Annotated in this window: 12 protein-coding genes; 9 read left to right on the top strand and 3 right to left on the bottom strand. The window is 39.4% G+C overall.

Annotated elements, in window-relative coordinates:
* Positions 1–114 precede the first annotated feature (114 nt).
* On the top strand, positions 115–618 hold the full coding sequence (locus tag ACPUEN_RS16120; RefSeq protein ID WP_111609889.1) for a hypothetical protein: 504 nt from the start codon (positions 115–117) through the stop codon (positions 616–618).
* 15 nt (positions 619–633) lie between these two features.
* On the opposite strand, the gene ACPUEN_RS16115 is transcribed toward ACPUEN_RS16120, so the two are convergent.
* Positions 634–1,563, bottom strand: a complete 930-nt coding sequence (locus ACPUEN_RS16115) for a LysR substrate-binding domain-containing protein (protein WP_425636921.1) — start codon at positions 1,561–1,563, stop codon at positions 634–636.
* Between the two features lie 101 nt (positions 1,564–1,664).
* On the opposite strand from ACPUEN_RS16115, the gene ACPUEN_RS16110 reads away from it, so the two are divergent.
* The 4 genes from ACPUEN_RS16110 to ACPUEN_RS16095 all read left to right on the top strand — a co-directional run bounded on the left by ACPUEN_RS16110 (position 1,665) and on the right by ACPUEN_RS16095 (position 3,788).
* A complete protein-coding gene (locus tag ACPUEN_RS16110) occupies positions 1,665–2,222 on the top strand; it encodes a peroxiredoxin (protein ID WP_425636920.1) in 558 nt (185 codons plus the stop codon).
* A gap of 77 nt (positions 2,223–2,299) precedes the next feature.
* The gene (locus tag ACPUEN_RS16105; RefSeq protein WP_425636919.1) at positions 2,300–2,890 is read left to right on the top strand and encodes a carboxymuconolactone decarboxylase family protein; all 591 of its coding nucleotides are present in this window, start codon (positions 2,300–2,302) and stop codon (positions 2,888–2,890) included.
* A gap of 172 nt (positions 2,891–3,062) precedes the next feature.
* Positions 3,063–3,398, top strand: a complete 336-nt coding sequence (locus tag ACPUEN_RS16100) for a hypothetical protein (protein ID WP_425636917.1) — start codon at positions 3,063–3,065, stop codon at positions 3,396–3,398.
* A gap of 48 nt (positions 3,399–3,446) precedes the next feature.
* Positions 3,447–3,788, top strand: a complete 342-nt coding sequence (locus ACPUEN_RS16095; RefSeq protein WP_425636916.1) for a hypothetical protein — start codon at positions 3,447–3,449, stop codon at positions 3,786–3,788.
* A gap of 94 nt (positions 3,789–3,882) precedes the next feature.
* Here the strand turns inward: ACPUEN_RS16095 and gndA are convergent, their stop codons facing one another.
* Positions 3,883–5,295 (bottom strand): NADP-dependent phosphogluconate dehydrogenase, encoded by a 1,413-nt coding sequence (gene gndA / locus ACPUEN_RS16090; RefSeq protein WP_425636915.1) that lies wholly within the window; start codon positions 5,293–5,295, stop codon positions 3,883–3,885.
* Positions 5,296–5,489: 194 nt separating this feature from the next.
* Between gndA and zwf the strand changes: the two genes are divergently transcribed.
* The 4 genes from zwf to ACPUEN_RS16070 all read left to right on the top strand — a co-directional run bounded on the left by zwf (position 5,490) and on the right by ACPUEN_RS16070 (position 11,629).
* Positions 5,490–7,016: a glucose-6-phosphate dehydrogenase gene (zwf, locus tag ACPUEN_RS16085; RefSeq protein ID WP_425636914.1), complete on the top strand. Its 1,527-nt coding sequence runs from the start codon at positions 5,490–5,492 to the stop codon at positions 7,014–7,016.
* Positions 7,017–7,061: 45 nt separating this feature from the next.
* A complete protein-coding gene (gene pgl / locus ACPUEN_RS16080) occupies positions 7,062–7,784 on the top strand; it encodes a 6-phosphogluconolactonase (RefSeq protein WP_425636913.1) in 723 nt (240 codons plus the stop codon).
* Between the two features lie 212 nt (positions 7,785–7,996).
* Positions 7,997–10,033, top strand: a complete 2,037-nt coding sequence (locus ACPUEN_RS16075) for a hypothetical protein (RefSeq protein ID WP_425636912.1) — start codon at positions 7,997–7,999, stop codon at positions 10,031–10,033.
* Between the two features lie 270 nt (positions 10,034–10,303).
* Positions 10,304–11,629, top strand: a complete 1,326-nt coding sequence (locus ACPUEN_RS16070) for a rhamnogalacturonidase (RefSeq protein ID WP_425636911.1) — start codon at positions 10,304–10,306, stop codon at positions 11,627–11,629.
* A gap of 11 nt (positions 11,630–11,640) precedes the next feature.
* Here ACPUEN_RS16070 and ACPUEN_RS16065 read toward each other — a convergent pair whose 3' ends face one another.
* Positions 11,641–12,684, bottom strand: a complete 1,044-nt coding sequence (locus ACPUEN_RS16065; RefSeq protein WP_425636910.1) for a zinc-binding metallopeptidase family protein — start codon at positions 12,682–12,684, stop codon at positions 11,641–11,643.
* Positions 12,685–12,955 lie beyond the last annotated feature (271 nt).

Below are 12,955 nucleotides of genomic sequence, written 5' to 3'. Positions count from 1 at the left end.
TAAAATGTTGAAGTTCGAATGATGAAGTTTCGGAAAGGCACCGGGCATCCGACACCTGACATAAAACATAATTTAAAACCATCCTAAAAAGATAATTTCGTATTTTTGCGAAGCATGATCCAAAAACTCTTTCCATTAGACAAAAATTACATTCTTCGACAGGCACAATCCGTGCTTGAAGAAGAACTAATTGATCGAATGGTTTTTGAATTGAAGCGCTCTTATACTTCATTGTACAACCCGCTTCAATTAATGGATGAGACTTATGCTCAAATACTTGACTGCTTCGAATTTCCTAGAGATCGGGTTCGTTTGATATACCGTCAGCTTTGTGGCATCTATCGCTACAAGCATGGTGACAATCAATTGGAAATGCTTTTTGATGGAAGAACTCATCTGGAGAAGTTTCAGGAAGATTGGTCCGCTGCATTGGTCGCCTATGTCCGGGATTTGGGGATTTACGAGCAATACGTGAAAACGATGCTGAGAATGACCATACTTTTTGATACCGAGTCCCGTGCTGAATGGGCTGAAAATCACTGCAAAGCTTTTATCAATCAGCACTTCGAATTGAAAGTGGTAAAAAGACAAGGGGAACTTCGCCTGAAAGTTGGGTAAATTAAATTTGCTGTTTCAACGCCATTTTACTTTGATGTATTCATCAATTTTCTGAAATCTCTCTGGAATAGACTTGAGAATACTTGCTCGCAACACTTCAATCAGAGCTTCCTTTGTAAAGCTACTGTGTACAACGAGACTGATTTCACGAACAGGCTCCGGAGAGTCAAACCTTCGGATTCTTTCATTCCCAAATTCTGAAAGCACCGCCATCTCAGGGACAAGTGTATACCCAACCCCTTTGTCCACTAATCGAATCAAAGACTCAATCGATCCACTTTGATATTCAAAACCAAAGTTATTTCTGGTTCTATCACTTTCGCAGATCGCCAAGGTCTGCTCTCTAAAGCAATGTCCCTCATCCAAAACTAGCATTTGGTTTGGATCCAAAACTGACGGGGTGATATGCCATTTTTTACAAAGCGGATGATCTTTTGGTAAATAGAGCAAGAAAGGCTCATTGAAAAGTGAAATCTCCCGTATGGATTTCTCCTCAACTGGAGTGACCAAGATCCCGATGTCCAATGTGCCTTTTTGAAGTTCTGAGATGATTTCCATAGTTTGAAGTTCCCTAATCTTCAGTTTCGTCTTAGGATTTGCTCGTACAAATTCTGGCAAAAACAAGGAAAGTAAATAGGGAGCAATGGTAGGAATCACTCCAATAGTAAACGTTCCGTCCAACGATTCCTTTTCATCTTGGACAAACTCATTTAAATCGGCCACTTCCCGAAGAATTTGTCGGGCCTTTAGCAGGATTTGCTCCCCGGCTAGGGTGGGTTTTACCGGCTTGGCGTCACGATCAAAAATTTTGACACCGATCTCTTCTTCCAATTTTTTGATCTGCGTTGTCAAGTTTGGCTGAGAGACATGGCAACTTTCAGCAGCTTTCACAAAATGGCGGTGATTATCCAAGGCAACGATATACTCTAATTGATACAGGGTCATATAACTCAAAGTTATAAAGAGATAACAATTATTAATTTGATTGATGAGAAATTCATGGACAACTTTGTGTAACAATTTTGAAAACTAAACCTTACAATATTATGAGCAGCAGAATGCTTGGCTTGGGTGCTGAATTCCCAGCTTTCGAAAAAACCGCAGTAGTTTCTAGAGAAAAAGGACAAGAATTCCAGACGATCAGCAACAATATCCACACTGCCGACGGCAAATGGATGGTGATGTTCTGGTGGCCAAAGGATTTTACTTTTGTTTGCCCAACTGAAATCGCTGAATTCAACAAGAATGCAGGTGAATTTGCAGACAGAGATACAGTATTGGTAGGAGCTTCTACTGATTCTGAATTCGTTCACTTGGCTTGGAGAAACAACCACGAAGATCTTCGTGACCTTACTTTCCCTATGCTAGCTGATACTTCTAAGTCTCTTGCAGAAGAACTTGGTATTCTGGAAGCATCTGAGAAAATCGCTTACAGAGCTACTTTCATCATCGATCCTCAAGGAATCGTTCGTTGGGTATCTGCATACGATCTTTCTGTAGGTAGAAATGTAGAGGAAGTATTGAGAGTGCTTGATGCGCTTCAAACTGACGAGCTTTGCCCGTGTAACTGGGAAAAAGGAGAAGCTACCTTGAACCTGAACTAATTCAGATCTCAAACCTAATAACAGCAAAGGAGATCCCAGGGTCTCCTTTGCTTGTTTTCAAACCTTAATCTGACACCATGGAAGTATTAAATCTTAATCAATCAGTAGCCGAACTATTAGAGGTAGTTGGCTTGAATGAAGAATTTACGAATGAATCTTTGAGAAATCTGGGCGATTCAGATTCCAGATATGTGAAGGATTTGAAACTCAACTTCAAGACTATCCTCAAAGGCGATAAGCTAAACCAAAAAGAAGTAGCTTTAATGGGATTGGCGCTTGCAGCTAACGCGGCAAACAACCCCCTTCAGGTATTTTTTAGAAAATTAGCTGAGGAAAACGAAGCTACTATTGCCGAGATCGGTGAAGCAGTGGCCTGTGCTTCTTTGCTTAGCAGCAATAATGTATTGTATAGATTCCGCCACTTTGTGGAAAAGGAAAAGTACGGTCAAATTCCTGCAAGACTTCGTATGAACATCATGATGAATCCTGTGTTAGGGAAAGAGTTCTTCGAATTGATCTCCACTGCAGTGTCTGCGGTGAATGGCTGCCAAATGTGTGTAGCGTCTCACGAAAACCACCTAATCGAATTAGGATCCAGCGAAGAAAGAATCTTCGAATCTATCCGTATGGCTTCTGTCATCACAAGTATGGTGAAGGTGATTTATTAAAAAATTATAGTCCGGTATATAAATGCAAAAACCTCCTGAGTAATCGGGAGGTTTTTTAATTTTTCACAGAAACATTTCACTAAGACTTAAATTTTATCTTAGTATTACTTACCCTTGTTTACCTCTTTTTATTACATATGATGGCAGATGAGGGTAACTTAATAAAATTGGAATGAAGATATTAACTTGTTTTATTGTGATGCTCAGTCTATATGGCTGTGTTGGAAGAAATAATTGTGAATTAAGTACTCAAAAATTTGATTTGAACTTGCCATATGAGGAAAGTTTGGATTTTAGTTTTTGTAATATAAACCCGAATTATTTTCAGCTCCATTTTTCTGGTGAATTGGAGGGAGATATCCTATTATTAGAATACTATAAATTTTCAGGAAACGGAAAAATAGACACTTTGATCACCGCAGATTACTATGCGAATGAATTTATTTTCAAGTATTCTCCACTAGGAGAAGTAAAAGGGGATTTGGATTTTGATATTTCTCTTCGGTAAACTTGAATTTTGAAAAACTTCAAATTCCGCAACAATAAACTCTTCCTCATGTCTATAAATAAGCTTTCAGTCATATTAATAATTTTTGCACTTTCATCATGTGACTTATTATCCAAACCTTCATGCAAATCAATAGTTATTTCAGATGGTAAACAACTTGATTCTATAGCAAGTGGTTTGGATAAATTTGATGCTGTAAACGCTTTTTCTTTACGGATAAAAGGTACCATTGATAAGGATATTACGCTACATCAGTTTCAACTTCCTGCAGGAAAAATTGATACTATAACCGAGCCCTTTGACTATTATGGCCCTAATTTCATCTATAAAATAAATAACCCTGACGGGGCCAAAGGTGATTTAGAGCTTTGTGTAACTTTTTACCACTGATTCTAATTATACCTAAACACAAAAGCTCGTCAGTAAATCTGACGAGCTTTGTATTACTAAATCCCTGAATACTGAGACTGACTACTGCCTTCTTCTACTTCCCCCATTCCGTATGAAAAATCCCCTCACGATCAGTACGCTCGTAGGTATGCGAGCCGAAGTGATCACGTTGCGCTTGGATCAGATTTAGAGGCAGTTTAGTAGAAGTGTAAGCATCAAAGTAACTCAATGCAGAAGAAAGTCCCGGAACAGGAATTCCATTTTTTGCTGCAAAAGCAACTACTTCACGAACTGCAGGTAAAGTGCCCTGAACTTTAGGTACAAATGAAGGAGACAGCAACAAATTCGGAATGGAATTATCCGCTGTGTAAGCCTCTGCGATATCAGCCAACAATCCTGCACGGATAATACAGCCGGCTCTCCAGATTTTGGCGATTGTAGACATATCGAGGTCATAGCCATAATCCTTTGAAGCGTACATCAATTGATGCAATCCTTGCGCATAAGCGATGATAAAGGAGAAATAAAGCGCTTGCTCTGCTTGAGCGATCAACTCTTCTTTTGCGATATGAGCAACTTCTGGTCTAGTGTATAATTCGTCTGCCTGAACCCGCTCGTCTTTCAATGCAGAAATCTCACGCATACTAACCGCCATATCAATCGTCGGAACAGGAATTCCTAAGTCCATTGCATTCTGCGAAGTCCATTTACCAGTTCCTTTTTGCTTGGCTTTATCCAGAATCATATCCACCAAATCAGCAGAAGTCAGCTCATCTTTTTGAGTGAAAATCTCAGCTGTGATTTCTACCAAAAAAGATTGCAATTGACCTTTATTCCAAGAGTCATACACTTGATGAAGTTCTTCATTCGATAGGTTACAGGATTTTTTCAGCAAATCGTAAATCTCTGAAGTCAGCTGCATCATGGCGTATTCTATGCCATTGTGCACCATCTTTACGTAATTCCCAGCTGATTTTGGACCTAGGTAAGCCACGCAAGGTTCACCTTTATATTTCGCAGAGACTGCCTCAAAAATTGGCTTCACATGCTCATAAGCTTCCTTGTCGCCTCCTGGCATGATGCTAGGGCCTTTTCTTGCGCCTTCCGCTCCACCTGAAACTCCAGAACCAAAGAAGTGAATTCCTCTTTCTTTCAAATAAGCCTCTCTTCTGTCGGTATCAGTGAAAAATGAATTTCCTCCATCTATAATGATATCACCTTTGTCTAAAAGCGGAAGTAGGTTTTCTATCGCATGATCTACGATTTTTCCAGCGGGCACTAGAAGCATAATTTTTCGTGGAGTAGATAAAGCTTGAATAAAAGTTTTCACATCTGTGGTAGCTTTCACATTATCCATGCCCTCAGCTTCCACTTCCATAGCCTTCACCTGAGCCTCACTAAGGTCATATCCAAAAGCGCTAAAATTATTGTCAGCGACATTCAAAATAAAATTTCGCCCCATCACTCCAAGGCCAACTAATCCAAAATCATAATTCGTGTACTCCATTGTTTCTTTCTGTTGTTTTCAAATTTGCTTCTAACCCTAATAGCTTGCAAGGTTAGAAATAAATATGGGTTATTTTTGCGTCTATAGCCACCAAAATTAATGGATTGAAGGTTGGCTTTCTAGTAAGATTGATAAATTTGTGACCGCCCAAAGCAGGGTTTTGATACAAAAAATATAAAAATACGCCCAAACTGATGAAGAAAACACAAAACCAGATGCTAATAATTTTTGGTGCGTCAGGTGATTTGACAGCACGAAAACTGGTTCCGGCAATATATAGCCTCTATAAGGGTAAGCATCTTCCAGAAAATTTTGTGGTTTTGGGTGCTAGCCGAAGTGCGATGACGGACGAGGAATTTCGTCAGAAAGTAGTTCAGGAAAGTGAATTTTTGAAGGATAAAATCAGCAAAGAAGAGAAAGCCTACATCGCAGACTTTGCTGAAAAGATGTTTTATGAGGACTTGGGTGACGATTATGATAGCAAGTATGATGGGCTGGCGAAGAGAATAGGTAAGCTAAATAAGGAAAAGGGCTGTGATGAAAATTACATCTTCTACCTATCCACTCCCCCAAGTTTGTATGAAATAATCGCCAAGAATCTTTGCGAAGCGGGTCTTACTACGGAAGAAAATGGCTGGAAGCGAATCATTGTTGAAAAGCCTTTTGGCTATAGTTTGGCTACTGCTCAGGAGCTCAATGCAGGTTTACACAAGTATTTCAACGAACCACAAGTTTATAGAATTGATCATTATTTGGGCAAAGAAACTGTCCAGAATTTACTTGTGACTCGTTTTTCCAATTCTCTTTTCGAGCCTACTTGGAATCGCCGATACATTCACCATGTGGAAATCACCAATGCTGAAACAGTAGGTGTAGAAAAGCGCGGAGGCTATTACGATAAGTCTGGTGCGCTTCGGGACATGTTCCAAAGCCATTTACTTCAAGTCGTTTCCCTTATCGTGATGGAGCCACCGATCAATTCAAGCGCTGAAGAAATCCGGGATGAAAAAGTCAAGGCCTTGAAGTCTCTTCGCATAATGACCAGTGACGAAGAATTGGCCACCCACACCATGAAGGGCCAATATGTAGCTTCAACTATCGATGGCAAAAAAGTGAAAGGTTACCGAGAAGAGGACGGAGTTGATCCTGATTCTAAAACGGAGACTTTTGCTGCGGTTAAGTTTTTTGTGGATAACTGGCGATGGAAAGATGTGCCATTCTATGTACGCACAGCGAAGTATATGCCTACAAAAGTGACAGAAGTTGTGATCCACTTTAAATCCCCTGCACATGAAGTGTTCAAAAGTCAGGATGCATATAAGAAAGACAATAAAATCATCATTCGTATTCAGCCTGATGAGGGAATTCTGATCAAGTTTGGGGTGAAAGTTCCAGGTCTCGGCTTCCACGTAGAGCAGGCAAATATGGATTTCTACTATTCAGATCTTGACTCTGCAGAGATTATGGAAGCTTATGAACGATTGCTTTTGGATGCCATGCAGGGCGATGCGACCCTTTATGCAAGGGCAGATGAAGTGGAAGCAGCTTGGAAATTTGTCGACCCTATTCTTAACTACTGGCAAAACGAAGATGTGCCAACCTACGGCTACGCGGCTGGTACTTGGGGACCTAGAAACTCAGACGAAATGTTTGACGGCCATTTTGGTTGGAGAAATCCAGGAAAACGTCTCACTGACGAAACTGGCTTCTGTATTCTGTAAGATGAAAGCCTTGAATTAATGTATTTTTAAGAAAACTATCCCAAAATGAATATCATCGTTTCAAGTTCCAAGGAAAGCCTTGCAGAAGAATTTGCATACATGCTCAAAGACATGTCTGACACAGGAGAAAAAATCCATGTGGCCCTTTCGGGTGGAAGTACTCCAAAAGTTATTTTTGATTACATCGCTGAGGAGCTTGGCGAAGAAATCTTTTGGGATAACATCAATTTCTATTGGGGCGATGAGCGTTGCGTGCCACCAGACGATTCAGAAAGCAATTATAAGATGACCGTGGATCATTTGCTGTCCAAAATTGATATGCCGGAGGAAAATATCTTTCGGGTTTTAGGAGAAAATGATCCCGAAGAAGAAGCAATTCGCTATAGTAAAGTCCTAGCCGATGAATTGCCGATAGTTAACGGAATTCCACAATTTGATTTGGTCATGCTAGGCATGGGTGATGATGGACACACAGTTTCTATCTTTCCATACAACATCGATTTGTGGGATGCGAAAGAAAACTGCGTGGTAGCTGTTCATCCTGATTCTGGTCAAAAGCGAGTGACGATTACTGGCAAAATCGTAAACAATGCTAAGTCTGTGGCATTCTTAGTTACCGGCGCTAATAAAGCTGATAAAGTGAAAGAAATAGTGATGCTGGAAGGTGATTATGCCAAATACCCTGCTTCTCTGGTCAAGCCAACAAGCGAGGAACTTATCTGGTATCTTGATAGGGATTCTGCGAAAAATTTAGATTTCTCTGAGTAGGCCTAAAGAAAAACAGTGACAAATATCTTGAGTGTGCCCGATAGCATAAAAAAGATAAGATCGTTAAGACAAGTGGAATCATAGCATCATCGCAAAAAGCAATAACTTGGAAAGGCAATAAATGGGTTTAGGTTATTTAACTATTACTTCAGGTTTTGTATAGTTTAAATCTGAGGATTGAAGTATCTTAAGGTACAATTCCTTTCAAACCCATGAGAAAATTAGTGGCCATCTTTTTTTTGTTGACTTGCAAATCAGTTTTTGGACAAGATGAAATAATTAAACCAAAGGATATCCCAGCACTTGACTCGATTATATATTCTCTGGAAGAGGAATATGTAAATGGGAATATTCCTGATTATTTCTCCATGCCACAGACCAGTTCTGATTATTTTGAGATAAAAACCAAAGACCTAAAAGGCTTTGTAGAAGTATTCCACAAGGTAAATAGCACTGAGGAGTTGATGGCAGCATATCCTCAACTGATAGTGGATAGAGATTTGCTTACCGTCAAAAATAAGTACAGAGATTATCAGGACAAGGAGGTTTTAGCCATCAAAACCTTTCAAATAAAAAACAGCAAAAGTCATGAAGTAGTCATTCCATATGCTGATTCACTCGAACATCAATTAAAGTTTTTCGAATCCTACAAAGACAACAAATCAGATTTCTTTACTATTTCAGGATTTTTTTTAGAAGATGATTTCCAATCGTATAAAATTCCTGAGAAGTACGCAGACTGGCTTTTTTATGGGGATGTACTAGTTCAGCCTGAGGAGAAGATTTTCACCAGTGAAAGTAATACAATGACTGACTTTCCGAGTTTTGAGAAAACAGTCATTGACTCATTGGTTTCGTATTTTGAAGTAAAGACAGAAAAGCCAACTTACCCTAAAGACCCTGGTAATTTGAAAGGGTATAGAGATGCTTTGGAAACCTGGAGATCAAAGAGGCATCAAAACCTAGGTGAGATTTATGAAAATGATAAATATTTCAAAACCCTCCTGGATAGTGCGTTGACTTTTGCCGAAAATTCCAAAGTGACGAATGGAGATTTAGAAGATTTTACAGCACATCTACTATCAAAAGAGCGTGCCTTAGATCTCATGAGGCTTAATCAGCAAGTAGGTACCTGCAGTTTCGATAATGGTCCTTTGGAACAACAAAAGCGAATCGCACGGCTTGCATCAGAGACCCATGATTGGAGCCTATTTATCAAATCCTTCCTAAACGTGATGAATGACCAAGTCTCTAGAATAGCTGACAATTCTATGGCTTCTGAGTCTCGTCCTACCTATGTCCAAGAATTAAAAAAACTGGACATTAATATTCACAAAATTCTGCTTGGGTCGAATCTTAAAATAAACAACAAAGGCAAGGCACATTACTTTGCAGATGGAAGCAAGATCGCCCAGGCTATTGCCAACCTAGAGGAGAATGATCAAGCGTATTTTGAAAACACAGTGGTAGGTATGATCCAAGACAATTCTTTGGACGCCTTTAATAAACTTCACCTCTACAACACTTTACTCAATTATCAATATTTTCAAAGAAAGACGGACGACTCTCTAAGAATTGCGGATGAAATAAATTCGCTTACGCCTTATTTACCCGTTACCATAAAATCCAGAATAGAGAATCCAAATAAACAATTGACCGAACTGCTTCATATTGAAGCTAAGACATTAGAAAAATTTGAAATCCTTGATTCCAACATAGGCAACATCTATTCCTATAGCTACGGTGGAGATTGCTGGATGGCAGATGTAGTAGAAAAAGACGAGGATAGTAATATTATATATAATCTCACCATGCCAATAAGGGACGAAATTACTCCATTTAGTGATTTCATGAAAAACATGCCTGAACTCAAGCGGAGAGTAGAAACTCATGATTTCATCCAAAAAATAGCGAGGCAAAACCACTCTAATAAGATTTATATAAACTTTACAGATGATCGATCATTTGCAAATTATAAGGATAGGGTTTTAGAGGATATTCCTGAAAAAATAAAAGAAAGTGAGTCGTTTGAAAATGCACTTTCGTTTTATATTACCTTTTCTAATAGACAATATGTAAGATTCATCCTTTTGGAAAATAACTCTGTTCTAGTTTTGGGAATACCAGAGGGTTTTACTTTACCCGGATATGGCTTTGATGAGTTGGTTACTACTACATCAGATGGATTTCTGCGCAAGAGCTATAAGAGCTTCAAATTATTTAATGAAAAGGGAGAGATGCTAAATTAGCTCTGAAAAACCACACCATCTTACCGACACTCATTTGATAACTCTATAGGCCAATAGTTGATTGGCACTCGTAAAAACTTCTGCATGAATCCGACCAAAAGTGGGGTTTTAGGTGACTTGGGGCTCTCCCATTGAGCAAATCTTTCATGCCGCACTTTTTGGAATTAAATTGCTACAGGACACTACCTGTTGGGTTTGCGCCTATCTTTCAATAGACTTGTAAATGGACTTAATCTTTGTAATCAACTAATCGAACCAACCCAGATCTGCATGCGAACGCTATTTTCTACTTGTTTTTATTTCCTTCTAATAGTTCAAACCGCTTTTTCACAACAAGAAACCAATGAAAAATGGCCAGATGGAACCCCAATTTCGCCTTGGTTTCATGATTATAGCAAAATCAAATTGGAAGACTTAGGAAAGCAATATGTGCTCACTGATTATGGGGTAAAGAATGATAGCAGCATTTTACAAACGCAGCAAATCCAAGCAGTCATTGATCTAGCTGCGCAAACTGGCGGAGTGGTGATCGTCCCAAAGGGCACATTTCTCAGTGGAGCACTTTTCTTCAAACCCAAAACCCATTTGCATGTAGTAGAAGGCGCAGTATTGAAAGGCTCGGACGACATTGCCAATTATCCCAAGATTCCTTCACGCATGGAGGGTCAAAACTTGGACTATTATGCCGCTTTGGTCAATGCATATGTAGTAGATGGATTTACGATTTCTGGGCATGGCACGATCAATGGCAATGGCTTGAAATTCTGGGAGGCTTTCTGGCAGCGGAGAAAAGAAGACCCCAACTGTACCAACCTAGAGGTTTCTCGACCGCGCTTAGTATTTATTTGGAGGAGTAACGATGTGCAGGTCCAAGATGTAAGCCTCATCAATGCAGGATTTTGGAGTAGTCATTACTATCAATGCAAAAACATCAAATTACTAGATCTCACGATCACCTCTCCACATGAGCCGGTAAAGGCTCCAAGTACCGACGCAATTGATCTGGATGTGGTATCAAACGTGTTGATCAAAGGATGCTACCTCGCAGTGAATGACGATGCAATAGCACTGAAAGGCGGTAAAGGACCTTGGGCAGATGAGGATCCAAACAACGGGGAAAACACCAACATCATCATAGAGGACAGCGAATTTGGCTTTTGCCATGGCGCGCTTACCAATGGTAGCGAGTCGATCCACAATAAGAATATAATCATGCGGAATATAAAAGTTCAGGATGCGGTACGCCTACTTTGGCTAAAAATGCGCCCTGACACACCACAGCATTACGAATACATTACTGTGGAGAATATTACGGGACAAGTTCGCAGTTTTATCTATGTGAAGCCCTGGACCCAGTTTTTTGACTTGAAAGGCAAAGAAGAGGTGCCACTTTCTTATTCAGATAATATCACCATGAGAAACATCGATTTGGAATGCGATATATTTTTCGACGTAGCAATTACCGAGAATGACCGGCTTTCAGACTTTACCTTCGAAAATCTAACTATTAAGGCTAAGAATGCAGATTTTAACCATTCTTTCGTAGATGGCTTTGAAGTCAAAAACGTGAAAGTGAACGGTAAGATGATAGATTAAACACGGACTATTTACTGGTCAAACAGTAGTTTGTGAATAAACTTCATCTTTTCTACCACAGCGGCACTAACTACAAATGGATAGGCATCAGGAATACCCATAGAGCGATTGAGGCTATTGATGGCAAAAGACATGGGTGCCCAGGTTCCGTAAATTATCATAAAGTCTTTGATCTCATACGGATCAAATTTAACAGATCCACTGAGGCTTTTGTCCTTAATAATTGGCTCGACTGACATACCAAAATAATATCCTGTCTCTGTCATATCCATGATGTGTAAATAATGTGCCCACGTCTCAGCCCAATCTTCCCATGGATGTGATGTTGCGTATTCACTGATAAAATTATTCTGCCAATTTTCAGGAGCGCCTTTTTGATAATGTTTTTTCAACGACTTTCCATAATCAGCACTTTCATCACCAAAAATATTCCGAAATTCATTCGAAAAACCTTGATTTGTAGCGACTAATCTATCCCAAAAATAATGTCCTACTTCGTGTCTAAAGTGACCAATTAGGGTTCTGTATGGTTCTGCCATCTGCTTCCTCATTTTCTCTCTAAACACAGAATCCGCCTCTGAAAGTAAAATAGTAATCAATCCAGCTGCATGACCCGTCATAATTTGAGGATCATTCTGCTTAGAAATAAAATCAAATGAGAGACCTATTTCCGGATGATTTTCCTTGGGCAAAATAGCAAGCCCAAGCCGCTGCAACTGATAAACCAAACGATGCTTGGCAATTTCCAATTTTTGCCATTTAGGAAAATTACTTTGGTCAGACAAATCAGGAATAGTTCTATTGAGGGCACAAGCATTACAAAAATGATTTTCTTTCGATGCAGGAATTAGCCAATTACAGACTCCATATTCCTTATTCTGGCAATATTTATAAGCTTTTCCATTTCTATCAGAAATCAAACTGGAAGTAGCCGGCTCAAAAGTCAACATTTTCAAACTTTCATCATGATAGCCTGCAAGGTGTCCACACTTTTCACAACTGTCGTTTTCAAAATATAAGGGATGGGCACAATTACCACATTCAAAAATTTTCATATTTCTTTTGCTAATCGATGTAAGATAGGCAGAAGTTTAGCTCACATTTCGGGCCAGCAAAAATGATTCTTTGAAAATGGTTTGAATCTTTAGTGTTTCAGCTAACTGCTTGCGCCTAACTTATTTAGTATATTAAATGATAATGCGATCTATAACTCAACGACAAGCAGGCTGGATTTTAAGCGGATAAATTTCCCTGCAAATACACACGAGGTCAGCTCTTTAAAACGCTTTAAGGCCTATCTTCCTGAAAAACTAAAGACCTTAGAAA

The sequence above is a fragment of the Algoriphagus yeomjeoni genome (assembly GCF_049821175.1).
GTDB classification, from domain to species: domain Bacteria; phylum Bacteroidota; class Bacteroidia; order Cytophagales; family Cyclobacteriaceae; genus Algoriphagus; species Algoriphagus yeomjeoni_A.
The sequence above is the reverse complement of the archived record's forward strand: the minus strand, read 5'-3'. Positions and strand labels throughout refer to the sequence as shown.